The following is a 16,160-nucleotide window of genomic DNA, read 5'->3' on the forward strand; positions in this document are numbered from 1 at the left end:
TTAATTTCCTCTCTTTATAATTTTTCTAACTGAATCCCAAACTTCTTCTTTTAATTTTTCATCTTTTAGAGCGTCAATTGCACCAGAAAATTTGGATTCTACTATAAGGGCTTCAGCTTCATCATAGCTAATTCCCCTAGACATTAGATAAAATATTTGATCATTGTCTAGCTTTCCAGCACTAGATGCGTGATTTCCTACAACATCATCTTCGTGAGCAAGCATTAGTGGAACTGAAACTGAATGAACTGTGTCATCAAGTAAAATTGAATACTCTTCTTCAGAACCAACTGCACCCTTTGCTCCTTCTATAAATTGTAAATTTGATTTAAAGTTTTTAAAAGATCTGTCCTTTAAAGCACCATTTACCAAAATATCTGATTCAGTTTTCTTGCCTCTATGAATCATGTCGTAATTCATATTTAGATATTCATCTTTTTGTCCAAAATAAATTGAATCTACTATTGATGAAGATTTTTCTCCAATAAGTTCACACTTGTAGTTTGTATAAAGCTTAGAAGCTCCAAGTTCATATTGGTGAATGCTAACTTTTGCGTCCTCTTCTGTATAAATTCCAATAGATTCAAGAACTAGTGATTTGTCATCATCTCTTGCTATGACAAATACTTCCACTTCAGAATTTTCCTTGGCAAGAACTTTTATTACTGAATTTCTAAATTTTTCTTTTTCTCCATGTGATGTGTAGTCAAGCACAACTTTTAACTTTGAGTTTTTTTCTGCAACAATATGGTGAAGATCAAAGAGTTCAGAATATTCATCGTCAAGTTCAAAAAGTTTAAATTCTTCTTTTTCCTCATCTTCATCACTTGTGTAAGAGTTGTAATAATTTAAATATTTTCTATTTAAATCAAGAGCATCATTTGAAATTCCGTATTTTATATTTTCAAATTCAGAAATTTCTCCTGGATTTTTTTCTCCCACTTCTCTATATAATTTCCCTTGAATTTGGGGAATTTCTATTTCTGTATCATTTACCTTTAAAAAGCTAAAAGTTTTAAAGGCAATTTCATTTCCAATTATTTTAGTCATTTTTCACCTACCCAATTGATCCAACAAGTTCAAGATTGATTAAGTTATTCATCTCAACTGCATATTCCATAGGAAGTTCCTTAGCTATTGGTTCAGCAAATCCTCTAACTACCATTTCCTTTGCTTCTTGTTCAGATATACCTCTTGACATCAAGTAGAAAATAACTGAATCGCTAATTCTTCCAATTTTTGCTTCGTGTCCAATATCAATATCATTGTTTTCAATTTTTATTGTAGGAATTGTATCTGATCTTGACTTACTATCAAGCATCAAAGATTCACAAGATGTTGAGTTCTTTGCACCTACTGCATTTTCTTTTATTTCAACTAAACCTCTATAAATGGCAATACCACCAGATTTAGAAATTGATTTTGTATTTACAGTTGATCTAGTGTGTGGTGCTGCGTGAACAACTTGTGCTCCTGTATCAAGATTTTGTCCTTCACCTGCAAAAGAAATTCCAGTAAATTCACTGCTTGCATTTTCTCCAACAAGGATTGATGCAGGGTAAAGCATAGAAACCTTTGAACCAAAAGATCCTGAAACCCATTCGATTTTTCCATCTTTTTCAACTATGGCTCTCTTTGTATTTAGGTTATACATATTTCTTGACCAGTTTTCTATTGTTGAATATCTTAAAGTTGCACCTTCTCCAACAAAAAGTTCAACTGCTCCTGCGTGAAGATTTATTACACTATACTTAGGTGCAGAACAACCTTCTATGAAGTGACAATAAGCACCATCTTCGACAATAATAAGAGTGTGTTCAAATTGTCCCGCTCCTGGAGCATTTAGTCTAAAATAGGATTGTAGAGGAATATCTACATTAACTCCCTTTGGAACATATACAAAGGATCCACCAGACCAAACTGCATAGTGAAGAGCTGCATACTTGTGAAGGTGTGGATTTATACACTTGCTAAAATATTTTTTTACAATTTCAGGATATTTTTTTAGTCCTGTTTCAAAATCAGTATAAATTACACCTTGGTCTTCTAGATATTTTTGAATGCTGTGATAAACAACTTCAGAGTCATATTGAGCTCCAACACCAGAAAGCATAGATTCCTTTTCTGCTTCAGGAATTCCTAATTTATCGAAGGTATCTCTTATTTCATCAGGCACATTTTTCCAATCGTCAGACATATCTGCATCTGGTCTTATATAAGTTGTGATTTCGTCCATATCAACTTCAGAAATATCTGGTCCCCAACTTGGATTTTCTTTTTCGTTAAAGATTTTAAGAGCCTTTAATCTGCTTTCAAGCATCCATTCTGGTTCATCTTTTTCCTTGGATATTTGTCTTACTATATCTTCTGTAAGCCCTTTTTCAGTTTTTGACCTAAAGGTAAATTTATTTTTTATATCATAGACTCCACGGTCCATGTCTTCTACATAAGTTTTGTCTAACTTCTTAGTCAATTATTTCACCTCTTCTCTTATCCAGTTAAATCCTTCTTTTTCGATTTTATCTATTAGAGAAGCGTCTCCTTCTTTTACAATTTCACCATCTAAAACTACGTGAACAAAATCAGGTTTAATATTGTCAATTAATTCCTTGTGGTGAGTAATAATTAAAACTGCATTGTCCTTATTTAAATATTTTTCAATACCACTTGATACAATTCTTGTTGCGTCAACATCTAGACCTGAATCTGTTTCATCTAGAATAGCAAGCTTAGGATTTAGCATAAGCATTTGAAGAATTTCATTTTTCTTTTTTTCTCCACCAGAAAAACCAACATTTAGGTATCTTTCTGCATAAGAAGAATCCATTTTTAAATCTTCCATTTCTTTTTTTATTTCTTTTTTAAATTTTAAAATGGAAATAGCCTTGTCTTCTTTTAAAGATTTTGCAGTTCTAATGAAATTTTCTACAGAAATCCCTGGAACTTCTTCTGGAGTTTGGAAAGACATAAAAAGGCCCTTGTTAGCTCTCTTGTCTGTAGTAAGATCAGTAATGTCTTCTCCATCTAAAAAGATTTTTCCACTTGTCACATTGTAAACTGGATTATCCATTATTACATTTGCAAGAGTAGATTTACCAGAACCATTTGGTCCCATAATTACGTGAACTTCGCCGTAATTAATTTTTAAATTTATATTTTTTAAAATTTGTTTATCTTCTACGCCTGCACTTAAATTCTCAATTCTCAATAATTCTGTCATACTTCCTCCATTTATAAAAAATAATTCATACAAAATTACTATGTTTTTTTCTACTAACTATAATAACACAAGTTTTTTAAATATCAAATATTTATTGCAATAAAAAAACTAGGCTAAACCTAGTTTATGAAAGCATAAATGCCGATTCTATGTGATTGATTTCCTTTTCCTTAAAATAAACTTCTATTATATCAAAGCGAACCATTATATCAAATAAACCCTTAGCCATTATATAGGCTGTGGCAGTTTGAATAATATTTTGCATTTTGTATTCTGTGACAGCTTCGTAGGCATCTCCATATTTTCTGGAATTACGAGATTTAACTTCAACAAAGACGAGTTCTTCCTTGTCACGGGCAATAATATCAATTTCTGTTCCAAGAGCCCTGTAATTTCTATCTAATATAATGTAACCCTTGTCTTCCAAAAATTTAGTAGCTATATCTTCCCCACGATTGCCGAAAAATAAATTGTGTCCTACCATTTTTCTATATTCTTTAAGAAAGTTTTTCTGTGCATTTCTGTGGGACCATAGGCCTTTAAAGCTTCTCTGTGATATTTTGTAGCATAACCCTTGTGTTTTTCAAGACCATATTGCGGATATTTTTCTGCCCACTTTTTGCAGAGATTGTCCCTATAAACTTTTGCAACTATAGAAGCACAAGCTATAGAATAACAGGACTCATCGCCTTTTATAATTGCCTTTTGAAAAATACCTGTTTCAATAGTTTCGGCATCAATTAAAACACAATCTGCTATAATTTTATTATTTTCTCTGTCTCTTAAATTTTCAAGGGCATTTATCATAGAAATGTGAGTTGCCATTCTTATATTTACCTTGTCGATTATATCTGCACTTGCCCTTCCAATTCCAACTGCAAGAGAAGATTCTAGAATTTTTGAATAAAGAAATTCTCTTTTTCTAGGAGATAACTTTTTGGAATCATTAACTCCTTCGATGTACTCACCTTTTGGCATAATTATTGCACAAGATACTACATCTCCAAAAAGACAACCTCTTCCAACTTCATCAATTCCACAAATATTTTTGTATCCCTTTTCATAATATTCATTTTCAAAATTATAAAAACTCATCTGGAACCTCCAGCGTTATCCTGCCAAGAATACCCTTTCTAAATTCATCTAAGACAATGCCAGCTACTTTTTCATAATCAATATAGCCGCCACGCATTAAGGCTCCTCGATTTTTTCCAATTTCATCCATTATATCGAGGGCTTCTTTGTCTTTAACATTAGAAATTTTATATCTTTCTTCTATAGAAGAAGGATAAATATTTTTTAATTTTTCAATTAATTTTAGGGCGAGAGTTTCTCTATCCATAATCTCATCTTTTATGGCACCAGTAAAAGCAAGGTTTAATCCAACTTTATCTTCAAACTTTGGCCACAAAACTCCTGGTGTATCTAAGAGATGAAGCTTAGGATGAATTTTTATCCACTGGTTGACCTTAGTTACACCTGGTCTATTTCCAGTTTTGGCAGACCTTGTTCCAGAAATAGAATTTATAAAAGTTGACTTACCTGAATTTGGAATGCCAACTATCATAGCACGAAGTGCTCCCTTGTTAAGACCCTTGTCCTCATATTTTTTTATCTCTTCAGCCATTAGTTCTTGAGATTTTTTTACTACAAGAGAAACATTCCCCTTCATTGCATTGTAAGATATGGCGAAGTTATTTTCATCAGTTAGCTTTTCCATCCAAGCCTCATTTAATTTAGGATCAGAAAGATCTGATTTATTAAAAATAAGAAGTCTTTTTTTATTTTTTAAAAGATCATCAAAAATTGGATTTCTACTGGAAAAAGGAATCCTTGAATCTATAATTTCTATTACAAAATCAACGAGTTTTAACTTTTTTTCAATATCCTCTATGGTCTTTTTCATGTGACCAGGGTACCAGTTAATATTCATTTAATCACCAAATAAAACCTTATCTAAAATTTTTATTGCCCCATCATGATTGTTGTCATAATCAGAAACTACATCGGCAACTTCTCTTAGCTTTTCAACCCCATTTTTCATTGCAATGCCAAGTCCAACATTTTCTATTAGCATAACATCATTGGAATCATCGCCAATTGCCGCTACATCTTTAAGGTCTATATTTCTATTTTCTGCATATTTTTTTATTCCAAAAAACTTGTCGCCCTTTTTTTGAAGAATTTCTAGCATCCACTTTGGTTGTCTTTTTATTTTCATTAGGTGAAAATTAAATTTTTCTCCCAAATCTTTTTTCATCCTATTTCTAAGATCAACTAAGTCATCATGACTTCCTGCAAATACAATTGAAAGAGGATAGCCTTCATAATTGTTGAAATCATCAAACGCTAAATTTCTTCCTTTAAATGCATCTACATAGGTGCCGTCAAAAGATATAAAATTCTTTTTCTTGTATAAAAGGTCAATTTCATCTTCTCTTTCAACACGAATAGTGGAATAAATTCTGTCATTATCATCATAGGACATTATCAAATCCACATCTTTTTTATCCATTGGGTTTACAAATTCAAGTTTACCACTTAAATTATTTCTTATAACATTTCCATTGTTGCAAATAAGATCTATTGCAAGATCTTCCCCCACAAATCTGTGAGCAGTGTAAAACTCTCTTCCTGTGGCAACAACTGGAATTATATTATTTGATTTTAATTTTTCCACAAAGGGTTTAAATGACTCTGTTATAAACTTATCAGTAGATAAAAGAGTTTCATCTAAATCCATTGAAACCATTTTAATCATAAATCACCTTTTTCTTATATCCCAAATCTTATACATTAAATTTAAAGACTATTACATCTCCATCTTCAACTACATATTCTTTTCCTTCACTTCTAATAAGTCCCTTATCTCTAGCCTTAGCAACAGATCCTGCTTCAACAAGGTCCTTATAAGAAATTGTATCAGCTTTAATAAAACCTCTTTCCATATCAGTGTGTATTTTACCTGCAGCAGTTGGAGCTTTTGAACCTCTTTTAATTGTCCAAGCTCTAGTTTCCATTTCTCCAGTTGTTATAAAAGAAATTAATCCAAGAAGTCTATAAGAAGATTTAATAAGTTTATCAAGACCTGAAGAATCAAGACCTAGTTCTTCCAAGAAAAGTTCTTTTTCATCATCATCAAGGGCTGCAATTTCTGCTTCAATTTCTGCAGATATAACTACAACTTCATCGCCAGTTTTTTCTGCATATTCTCTTACTTTTTTTACATATTCATTGTCATCTTTTGTCAGTTCTTCTTCTGCAACATTGCAAACATAGATAACTGGCTTAGCACTTAAAAGAGAATAATTTTTTATAATTTTTTCTTTTTCATCATCTAGCTCAACTTCTCTTGCTGATTTTCCTTCTTCAAGTGCAGTTTTAATTTTTTCTAAAAGATCTCTTTCTTTTGCAAGAGATTTTTCTGCTCTAGCTTTTTTTACAACTTTTGAGTATCTGTTGTCAACTTGTTCTAAATCAGAAAAAATAAGTTCCAAGTTAATATTTTCAATATCACGAATAGGATCAATTGAACCATCAACGTGGATAATATTTTCATCATCAAAACATCTCACTACATGAACAATGGCATCAACTTCACGAATATTTGATAAAAATTGATTTCCAAGTCCTTCTCCCTTGCTGGCACCCTTAACGAGTCCTGCAATGTCATAAAATTCTATATTAGTGTAAACAATTCTTTCCGAATTACTAATTTCAGATAATACTTCTAGCCTTTCGTCAGGCACATTTACAACCCCAACATTTGGTTCAATAGTTGCAAAGGGATAATTTGCAGCTTCAGCACCAGCACTTGTAAGGGCATTAAATAAAGTTGACTTACCTACATTAGGTAGTCCCACGATTCCAAGTTTCATTAAAAAACCTCCATTCAAAGTAAAATTATATCACAAGGCAAAGTCTTAGTCATTTTATTTTAGAGCTTTCATTAGCTTAAAATAAATAAAATTTTAAAATATTTTTAAGAAAATAGAATTATTATTAATCTTTTCTGTATATTTCTTAATAAAGGCAGTCAAATCTTTTATTTAGCTATTTTTTATTGTATAATGAGTTTATTAATTATTAAAGAGGTGAATAGTATGAGTGCCATCGTCATAAATGACCTGACTAAAGGCAAGGGTAAAGATAAAGTTTTACGAAATCTAAATCTTGAAATTTTAGATGGAGAATTTTTCTCTCTACTTGGAACAGATAAATCTGGAAAAACAACTCTTGCAAGACTTTTAATGGGATATTTAAAAGCTTCTAGTGGATCTATTAAGCTTTATGATATGGATTCATTTAAAGAATCAAAAGAAATAAAAGAAAGTGTGTCCTTTGTGCCAGAAGATATGATTTACGATTCAAAAATCAAATCTTTTGCCCTACTTAAAAAGACACTTAACGCTCACAACCTATCTAACACAGAAGATATTGACATTCTCTGTGATTATTTTGATTTTAATTCAAATTTAAGGGTTTGTGATTTAAGAGATAAAGAAAGAAAACTTTTGGCTATTATTAATGCTCTTGTCATTAAACCAAGACTTTTAATCTTAGACAGTCCTTCAAAATTCTTAGAAGAAAAAGATATTGAAAGACTCTTCTCACACATAAAAAAATTAAACGAGCAAGAAAATTTAACAATTTTACTTTTGTCTGATTCTCTTAGAGAAGCAAAAAAATATTCTTCACGCATTGCTTACCTATCTGAAGGCAAGGTTCAAGATATTGAATACAACAATGTCAAGGCATCAGGGGACAAAGTCCTAAGAATAACATCCTTCCGTGGAAATCTAAATTACTTTACTTCTATTGGTGCAAGAATCTTAAAGGATGAAGAAGAAGAAACTGTGCTTTATTTTGACGGTCCTCTTCCAGAACTTTCTAAAGTAATTTATGAAGAAGGATTAGAAAATTATGTCCTTGAAGATGCTAAATTAAGCGACAAAGTTAACGCTTATTACAAGGGAGAAAACGCAAAACTTCCAAGAAAAAATCAAGAAAAAATAAAAGTTCAAAATAAGGATATTAAACTAGAAAAAGATAACACAGTAGAAGCAACTTCTATCAATGGTGTCACTGAAGAAACAGTTAAGCTAAATGATGCTGAAAAAGAATTTAATACCATAGAAGGTGTCGAAGCAAAAGAAATTGAAAAAGACACAGTTCACAATACAAAGACAAATCTTTTTGTAGATGAAGAATACAATAGTCGCGTCCTTAGTGAAGACAATCCTCCTGTCAAAGAAGAAACTAGCACTTCTGAGTATTTAGAAAATGTCACTGACTTAGATGCAAAAAGTGAGGACACAAAAGTTTTCGATAGCTCTAATGAAGTCATTTTCAATGCAAGTGAAGAAACAAAGCTAAAGGAGGACAAAGATGATCTTTAATATGGAATTTAAATCAAACTTTGCAAAGATGATTTCTTGGGCAATTGTCCTAATAATTTTACTTGGACTTATGCTTGCCTTTTATCCTTTCCTTGCAGAGTCACAAATGAATTCACTTTTTAATTCAGTTTTAGAAAGTTTTAACGAGCCAACAAGAAATATCTTGGGATTCTACGATGGAATGGATATAGTAAACATTGGCGATTATATTGCCTTAGTTTACCACTATCTTGCAATTTTGATTTTTGTATTTGCTATGCAACTTGGAGCAAACTCTCTTGCAAAAGAACAAACTTCAGGAAACATTGAATATATTTATTCAAATCCAATTTCTAAATCAGAAATCGTAACTGGAAAGTTCACAGCAAATATTTTAATTTATATTTTGTTCTTAATAATAATGGCACTTGCAACTATAGGACTTGTGCTTGGAATTTCTTCTATAGGAATAGGAGGAAGCGATGCAAGTCAAATAACAAGTTTTGAAATTTTTGAAGCAGTAGTTAAGGTTTTTGTTGGACTACTTGGCTCTGGTCTTGTATTTATGTCCATAGGTTACTTTTTCTCTGCAATTTCAAAATCTTCCCTACATCAAGATGCCGTATCTGCACTTTTTGTATTCCTAATTGTACTTCTTACAATTGTAGGAAAAGTTATTGGCGATGTCTTTGGAATGGTTGTATCTTACTTCCCTAACGAAGCCTTTAGACCATATAGCTTTGTAAGTGCAAATCTAAACATTTTTGGACTAATTGCAAATGCAGTCATCTTTATATTGATGATAGTCTTGACTTATTCAATATATTCTAATAAAGAACTTAAATATTAACTTTAGAAACTACCTTGTAAAGCGAGGTAGTTTTTTTGTACTCAAAATTTTTCATAAATTTTAATTTTAAAATATTGTCAGAATTATTATCTCTATCACGAATATATAAGTGAAGGAGGAAATATGGATAATAAAGACTTGATTGAAAGGCTAAAAAAGAAAGATGAAGATGCCCTTTATATATTTATTGAAGAATATGGAAAAATATTAAAAGGTGTTATTTCAAAAACACTTTGGAAATATCCAGATCTTTGGGACGAAGCCATGAATGACGCACTTTTAAGTATATGGCAAAATATAGAATACTTCGATTCAAGTAGGTCTACTTTTAAAAATTGGTGTGCCCTTGTTGCTAAGTATAGAGCCATAGATATCCTTAGAAAAGAAATTAAATTTGAAAGCCTTAGACTAGATGAAGATTCAAAAATCGTCGATTCAGATTTATCTTCAAATTTAGAACTAGAAGAAGTCCTTTCGCTTTTAAGTAACGAAGACAAAAAGCTTTTTGAAAATATTTTTATCCATGGTCTTTCCTATAAAGAAGCAGCATCTAAACAAAATATTTCCACAGCAAATGCCTATAAAAAAGTTAGTAGAGGAAGAAGCCTTTTAAAAAAATGGAGGAGAAATTTTTATGAAAAATAATATTTATGATGATTTAAACGACATGAAAATAGAGTATGAAGAAGTTCCTCTTAATGATTTCGAAAGAGAAAATCTGAAAAAAACTGTGAGATCATTAAAAATAAAAAACAAGAAAAATACGTTTAATAAAAAAATAGTTACTATTGCAGCATCTCTTATATTGATTTTAGGAATAACAAACCACACATATGGTGGTTATGTATTGGCAAAGACAAGAGAATTAGCAAGTAACTTTAAAATTACTTTATCTGATGCCATGGGATTGTCAAGGGAAGTTGATGAGTACAGCGTAAATTTAAACGAAGCTTTTGAAATAAATGGCAAAAAATATATTTTTGATAAATTTATTATTGAAGATAATAATTTATACACAGTTATTTTGAGCCTAAATGACTCAGAAAAAATGCTCTCTGGAGAAGTTAACTTAACTGAACTTAAGGTTAATGGCAAGAAAAATAATATTCTTAGCTCCAGTGCCTCTGGATATACTTTACCTGAAGATAAAAAAGTAAATGTTTATACTCTTGAATATGTTTTGGAAGACTCCTTGCCAAAAGAAGGCAAAGTTAATTTAGAATTTTCCTTTGATGAATTTTTAGGAGACAAGAAAAAAATTAATCTTTCAACAAATATAGATATATCTCAAATGAAAATGAATAAAAATATTATAGCAAAAGACTTTGCTATTCCAGATACTGATAATATTGTCATTGAAAGCTTTACTACAAGCCCAGCCTCACAAAAAATTGTATTGACCTATCCTGACACAGAAGATGGCTATATTTATTCAATAAAAGCCAGAGATTCTAAGGATAGATTTGTATATTTTGAAACTCGCGAAGCAGAAAAAAATAGATCCAATCTATATTTTTCACCAGTCATTAGCAAAGTTACTGCCGATGAACTTTTAAATGAAATAAAATCATTACGATGCCAATTATACAAAGTGACACTCCACAGCTATGACGGCAAAGAAATGCCTATTGGAGAACAAGCAATTGGAGATGAATTCACTCTTAAATTAAGATAAAAAATTTTTTAGACTAAGTATTTGTATTTTTTTAATTAATTTATAAGAAAGATAAGGACAGTCCTAATTAATTGGAACTGTCCCTATCTTTTTTATTTTTATTTGAGGTATTTTATGCGATTTTTTCTACTTGTTTTAGGTTTTCTAAACTTTTAATGTTTTCTCTTTCTATATTATTTTCTTCTTCAATCTTTTCGTTATAAATTCTATTTAGTTCTTCTTCTGTGACCTCACTTGGAAGAATGTCTAGGACAACTTTTCCCTTATTTAACATTATAATTCTGTCAGAATATTCTATGGCATTTTTAAGATTATGAGTGATCATAAGTGTTGTAATCTTTTCTTTTTTTATTAAATCATTTGTCTTATCCATTATTATCTTTGATGTTTTTGGGTCAAGGGCTGCTGTATGTTCGTCAAGCAAAAGTATTTTTGGTTTTTTCACAGTTGCCATTAAAAGAGATAGGGATTGTCTTTGTCCACCTGATAAAAATTTCACTTGAGTTTTTAATTTGTTTTCAAGTCCAAGGTCAATGGATTTTAATTTTTCAATTATTTTTTCATTGTTATCCTTGTCTATTAATTTTTTAAAAGTAAATTTGTGTCCTTTTTTTAAAGCCATGGACATATTTTCTAAAATATTTAAGCTTTGGCAAACTCCCTTTGATGGATCTTGGTTTACTTTTCCAATGTCAATTGCCCTCTTGTCTTCTGATAGTTTTGCAATGTCAACATCATCTAAGAGAATTTCTCCAGAATCTGGTAAAAGTGAACCAGAAATCATATTAAATAGTGTGGACTTGCCACATCCATTTGGTCCTAGGATTGCAACACATTTATTTTCTTCGATTTCAAGGCAGAAGTTGTCAAATACTTGGTTTTCTTCTTCCATTCCCTTGTAAAAAGTTTTTGATATATTTTTAATTTTTAGCATTTTCTTCCCTCTTTCCCTTTAATACAGATAGTCCCTTTGAAGAAACATTGTTGTAAACTATAAAGAATACTACTATTATTGCAGTTATTCCCTTTAAATCACTTGGAGCAAGTCCAATGTAAATTGAAATTCCGTAAATAATTCTATAAATAATTGCTCCAATAATTGCTCTTGTAGTTCTATTTAAAAAGTTTGCATTTTTTAAGAAAGCATCTCCAATTATTACTGATGCAAGAGCAGATACAATTATTGCTTGACCCATTGTTATGTCAGCATAACCATTAGATTGTGCCATTAAAGCTCCAGCTAAAGCAGCAAGTGCATTTGAAATTACAAGTCCAATGGCAATATATTTATCTGGATTTTTGCCAAGTGCCTTGACTAAAGTTTCGTTATCACCAGTTGCCAAAAGAAGGTATCCCTTTTCTGTCTTTAAAAACCAATCGAGAGCCATTTTTATAATGAGAGTGATAATTGCAAGAATTAAAATCTTTGGAACATTTTCAAAAAGTTGAAAAACAGTTTTGAAATCAAAGAAGGTAACATTTGGTGTACCTGTAATTCTTAGGTTCACTGAATATAAAAATGTCATTGTCAAAATTCCTGATAAAATTGCTTGGATCTTAAACTTTCTAAATAGTATATAAGTTATAAAACCACCAAGTCCTCCAGCTATTAGGGAAACAAGCATGGCAAGAACAGGATTCATGCCAAGTGTTAACATCTTTGCAAAGGCAAAGGCCCCAAGTGGAAAAGTACCTTCCACTGACATATCAGGAAAATCTAAAATTTTAAAGGTTATTACTACTCCTATTGTCAATATGGAAAATATAAGACCCATGACAATGGATTCCATTATTACTGAATTCAACTTTCTTCCTCCTAGAATTTATTTTTTATTTATTCAACAACTTTCGCATCTTCCATTAATTTTTCGTCATCTGCTAAGCCAAGTGCTTCAGCTGTTTTTTTGTTTACAACTTTTCTTGTTTCAGTTGAGAATAAAACTGGAACTTCAGAAACTTTTTTTCCTCCAAGTATTTCACTTGCCATTCCCGCAGCTTTTTTTCCAAGATCAAGGTAATCCACACCAGCACTTATTAAAATTCCATTTTCAACTGGTCCTTCTTCAGATGCAAAGGAAGGAATCTTTGCTGCTTTAAGAGATTCGGCAATTATAGATGATGCAGATGATACTGTATTATCTGTTATTGCCATGAAAATATCTATTTTTGGTTCAATTGTTTTTATTGATGTTGAAACATCATTAATGTTATTTACTCCAACTTCAACTACATTTAGTCCAAATCCTTCAGCTGCCTTTTTAAGTTCTTCGACTTGGAATTTTGAATTGGCTTCATTTGTTGAGAACATAACTCCTACATTTTTTATGTCTGGGAAAATATTTAACATTTCTTCAAGTTGAGCTGAGATTGAAAAATAATCACTTACTCCTGTTATATTTCCTTCAGGTTCTTCTAAATTTTTTAATAAATCTGCTGATTCTGGATCTGTTACTGCATTAAATATTATTGGAATTTCCTTTTCACCATTTTTTGCTCCTTGAGCAGCTGGTGTTGCAATAGCATAGATCAAATCAACATTTTTGTCTTGGAAAGATTTTATAATTGATGGTACAACTGTCAAATCTCCATTGGCATTTTTAGAAATAATTTCAACATCTGGATTTGTCTTTTTAAGTTCTTCTTCAAAACCCTTTCTTGCCCTTTCAAGTGCAATGTGATCTGCAATTTGAACTACGCCAACTTTTTTTGCAGTGCTTGTTTCTCTTGCAGCTTCTTCTTTAACAGCTTCATCATTTCCATTTTTTCCACAAGCCACAAGGACAAGGGACATAATAAGTAAAATAAACAACTTTCTAAATTTCATAAAAAACCTCCATAAAATAAAAAAAGTCTTTCATCCACATTGGGACGAAAGACTGACTTCGCGGTACCACCCGATTTTATAATCTAAAAAGATTACCTCATTTTAAGGTCTAACAACCTCTAGCCTCAGATAACGGTGGCTTCCGTACTTGCCTACTAATTTCAACAAATAAGCTTTAGAGTGTATGTTAAATTTCCGTGTATTGCCTCGCACCAGCCGACAACTCTCTTAAATCATCAAAAATTCTTTTTTCTCTTTCAACGCTTTATTTAAATTAAATTAATTATATTCTAGTAGCAGAACAAAGTCAAGCCTTTTTTTATTTTTTTATCCCAAATTTTTATTTTTTATTAAATTGTGAAAATTTTTATTTTAAAACTTCAGCGTCCTTTAATTTTTCATTGTTAAGGTCAAGTCCAAGAGCTTCAGCAGTTTTTCCATTAATCTTTTTCTTAGAAGTCTTGTTGTCTTCTGCGTGAATATTTTTAATGTCTTCTCCCTTTAAAATTTTTATTGCCATTTCTCCTGCTTGACGTCCATGTTCATAATAGTCAACGCCTTCACTCATTAAAAGTCCCTTTGAGACTTGTCCTTCTTCTGCTGAAAGAGATGGAACTTTATTTTTTAATAAACTTTCCGCAAGAATTGGACCAGCTGATGCAACTGTATTGTCTGTTAAGGCATAATAAGCATCAATCTTTCCAGTTAAAGTTGAAAGAGCTTGACCAATGTCATTGATATTATTTATACCTACAGTTTCAAGTGTAAGACCAAGTTCATCACAAGCCTTTTTCAAACTTTCAACTTGTATCTTTGAATTGGCTTCGTTAGTTGAAAAAATTGTTCCTATAGTTTTTATATCAGGATAAATTTTTAAGAAGGATTCAAGTTGATCCTTTGCAGAAACTGCATCATTTACACCAGTGATATTTGTAATTTTATCTGGAGAATCAATAAGACCTGCTTCCACTGGATCTGTCACTGCAGAATAAATAATATTTTTATCTGGAAGAGCAGTCTTTGCTCCTTGAGCAGCTGGTGTTGAAATAGCATAAACTAATTTGTAGTCTTCAGCTTCAAATTTTTTAGGAACAGTTGTGGCAAGAGCTTGGTCTCCTTGCAAGTTTTCAACATCAATTTCTACATCAATTCCTTCTTCTTTTAGCCTGTCTTGGAATCCCTTTAGTGCATTGTCAAGAGAAACATGTTCGATATATTCAATAGCTCCAACTTTTATTTTTTCTCCACTTTTTTCTTTTTTCTTATCTACTGCACATCCAATAAGGGAAACTGCAAGGGCACCTAGACCTATAACTTTTACCATTTTCTTTAAATTTTTCATTTTGTCCTCCAAAAAATTTTTATTTAAAATAATAAAAAAATCCTCCACCCATATAGGGCGAAGGATTCGCGGTACCACCTAAATTCGAAATATAAATATTTCCTCTTTAAAGATCTAACAATCTCTAGTCTATGGTAACGGAGACTTCCGTGAAAATCTACTATCATTCAATCTTCATGCTTTAGAGTGAATATTACATATAAGCTAATCTGCGGGCTCTCACCATTTCCCACTCTCTTTAAGACTCACTTGATATCTTTCTCTCTTTCATGGCATTTATTATTTTATTAGTGGATATTATATTCTTGTAAAAAATTTTTGTCAAGACTAATTTTAATTTTCTTTTTATTTTTTACTTAATTCCCTTGAACAATTTTAAAATCTATGTCGATTTCTCCACCTTCAGTAGGACTAGCTAAAAATTTATAATCAACTTTATCTTTTTTTATTGGAGCAGAAGTCTCTCCATCTTTTCCAGCTTCAACAATTACAGGGTATTCTCCATTAATTTTAATTTCCACTGGATATTCACCCTTGTTTTTTATCCAAAAATTCACTTCACTTCCATTGGACTTTTCTAAAGAGCGCTCTTGTTGGAAAGCAGAACCTTTTTGACTTCCATTGTCAACAATGTATAGCTCATTAGATTTTTTGTCAGCTTCTTTACTTTGATTGATGTTTTTCGCAATTTCTTTTTTATTTTTTTCTTCTGCATCCTTTGGATTTTTTGTGCATGCTGATAAGCTTATAAAAGCTAAAGCAACAGCAATAACAGTTAAAATTTTTTTCTTCATTTTAAACCTCCAAATCTTAATTACAAAAAATGCTACAAAAATAATACTTTGTAGCATTAAAAAACAGATATAGAAAT

The 16,160-nt window shown here is 31.1% G+C and carries 17 protein-coding genes and 2 other annotated features; of the genes, 4 read left to right on the plus strand and 13 right to left on the minus strand.

All coding sequences use genetic code 11. From position 1 onward, the window contains the following. From BN3657_RS01220 to ychF, 8 genes are all read right to left on the minus strand, one after another. Window positions 1–1,050: a SufB/SufD family protein gene (locus tag BN3657_RS01220; protein WP_062551432.1), complete on the minus strand. Its 1,050-nt coding sequence runs from the start codon at window positions 1,048–1,050 to the stop codon at window positions 1–3. A 7-nt stretch (window positions 1,051–1,057) separates the two neighbouring features. Continuing rightward, complete coding sequence (sufB, locus tag BN3657_RS01225; RefSeq protein WP_062551568.1) at window positions 1,058–2,437, minus strand: Fe-S cluster assembly protein SufB; 1,380 nt, start codon at window positions 2,435–2,437, stop codon at window positions 1,058–1,060. A 36-nt stretch (window positions 2,438–2,473) separates the two neighbouring features. Beyond that, complete coding sequence (gene sufC, locus BN3657_RS01230) at window positions 2,474–3,220, minus strand: Fe-S cluster assembly ATPase SufC (RefSeq protein WP_019138579.1); 747 nt, start codon at window positions 3,218–3,220, stop codon at window positions 2,474–2,476. 124 nt (window positions 3,221–3,344) lie between these two features. Further along, complete coding sequence (locus BN3657_RS01235; protein WP_062551433.1) at window positions 3,345–3,704, minus strand: YraN family protein; 360 nt, start codon at window positions 3,702–3,704, stop codon at window positions 3,345–3,347. Beyond that, the gene (locus tag BN3657_RS01240; RefSeq protein WP_062551434.1) at window positions 3,698–4,315 is read right to left on the minus strand and encodes a ribonuclease HII; all 618 of its coding nucleotides are present in this window, start codon (window positions 4,313–4,315) and stop codon (window positions 3,698–3,700) included. Before BN3657_RS01240 ends, BN3657_RS01235 begins: the two co-directional genes overlap by 7 nt. Further along, a complete protein-coding gene (gene ylqF / locus BN3657_RS01245; RefSeq protein WP_062551435.1) occupies window positions 4,302–5,153 on the minus strand; it encodes a ribosome biogenesis GTPase YlqF in 852 nt (283 codons plus the stop codon). The genes BN3657_RS01240 and ylqF overlap by 14 nt, the downstream gene beginning before the upstream one ends. After that, window positions 5,154–5,981, minus strand: a complete 828-nt coding sequence (locus BN3657_RS01250) for an HAD-IIB family hydrolase (RefSeq protein ID WP_062551436.1) — start codon at window positions 5,979–5,981, stop codon at window positions 5,154–5,156. 28 nt (window positions 5,982–6,009) lie between these two features. Continuing rightward, on the minus strand, window positions 6,010–7,098 hold the full coding sequence (ychF, locus tag BN3657_RS01255) for a redox-regulated ATPase YchF (RefSeq protein WP_062551437.1): 1,089 nt from the start codon (window positions 7,096–7,098) through the stop codon (window positions 6,010–6,012). Between the two features lie 225 nt (window positions 7,099–7,323). Between ychF and BN3657_RS01260 the strand changes: the two genes are divergently transcribed. The 4 genes from BN3657_RS01260 to BN3657_RS01275 all read left to right on the plus strand — a co-directional run bounded on the left by BN3657_RS01260 (window position 7,324) and on the right by BN3657_RS01275 (window position 11,123). Then, a complete protein-coding gene (locus BN3657_RS01260) occupies window positions 7,324–8,619 on the plus strand; it encodes an ATP-binding cassette domain-containing protein (RefSeq protein ID WP_062551438.1) in 1,296 nt (431 codons plus the stop codon). Next, on the plus strand, window positions 8,609–9,448 hold the full coding sequence (locus BN3657_RS01265; protein WP_062551439.1) for an ABC transporter permease subunit: 840 nt from the start codon (window positions 8,609–8,611) through the stop codon (window positions 9,446–9,448). Before BN3657_RS01260 ends, BN3657_RS01265 begins: the two co-directional genes overlap by 11 nt. A 123-nt stretch (window positions 9,449–9,571) precedes the next feature. Further along, the gene (locus BN3657_RS01270; RefSeq protein WP_062551440.1) at window positions 9,572–10,093 is read left to right on the plus strand and encodes a sigma-70 family RNA polymerase sigma factor; all 522 of its coding nucleotides are present in this window, start codon (window positions 9,572–9,574) and stop codon (window positions 10,091–10,093) included. Then, the gene (locus BN3657_RS01275; RefSeq protein ID WP_062551441.1) at window positions 10,083–11,123 is read left to right on the plus strand and encodes a hypothetical protein; all 1,041 of its coding nucleotides are present in this window, start codon (window positions 10,083–10,085) and stop codon (window positions 11,121–11,123) included. Before BN3657_RS01270 ends, BN3657_RS01275 begins: the two co-directional genes overlap by 11 nt. A gap of 112 nt (window positions 11,124–11,235) precedes the next feature. On the opposite strand, the gene BN3657_RS01280 is transcribed toward BN3657_RS01275, so the two are convergent. From BN3657_RS01280 to BN3657_RS01300, 5 genes are all read right to left on the minus strand, one after another. Next, window positions 11,236–12,057 (minus strand): ABC transporter ATP-binding protein, encoded by an 822-nt coding sequence (locus BN3657_RS01280; protein ID WP_062551442.1) that lies wholly within the window; start codon window positions 12,055–12,057, stop codon window positions 11,236–11,238. Continuing rightward, window positions 12,044–12,928 carry an ABC transporter permease gene (locus BN3657_RS01285; RefSeq protein WP_062551443.1) on the minus strand — a complete coding sequence of 295 codons (885 nt, stop codon included), beginning with the start codon at window positions 12,926–12,928 and terminating at the stop codon, window positions 12,044–12,046. The genes BN3657_RS01280 and BN3657_RS01285 overlap by 14 nt, the downstream gene beginning before the upstream one ends. Before the next feature lie 29 nt (window positions 12,929–12,957). Next, window positions 12,958–13,947: an ABC transporter substrate-binding protein gene (locus BN3657_RS01290; protein WP_062551444.1), complete on the minus strand. Its 990-nt coding sequence runs from the start codon at window positions 13,945–13,947 to the stop codon at window positions 12,958–12,960. Between the two features lie 37 nt (window positions 13,948–13,984). Next, window positions 13,985–14,217, minus strand: a binding site (T-box leader). Between the two features lie 97 nt (window positions 14,218–14,314). Continuing rightward, on the minus strand, window positions 14,315–15,289 hold the full coding sequence (locus BN3657_RS01295; RefSeq protein ID WP_062551445.1) for an ABC transporter substrate-binding protein: 975 nt from the start codon (window positions 15,287–15,289) through the stop codon (window positions 14,315–14,317). Window positions 15,290–15,339: 50 nt separating this feature from the next. Further along, window positions 15,340–15,569: a binding site (T-box leader), on the minus strand. 76 nt (window positions 15,570–15,645) lie between these two features. Then, window positions 15,646–16,083, minus strand: a complete 438-nt coding sequence (locus tag BN3657_RS01300; RefSeq protein ID WP_062551446.1) for a hypothetical protein — start codon at window positions 16,081–16,083, stop codon at window positions 15,646–15,648. Window positions 16,084–16,160 lie beyond the last annotated feature (77 nt).

The sequence above is a fragment of the Peptoniphilus phoceensis genome, from assembly GCF_001517665.2.
Taxonomy (GTDB): Bacteria; Bacillota; Clostridia; order Tissierellales; family Peptoniphilaceae; genus Peptoniphilus_A; species Peptoniphilus_A timonensis.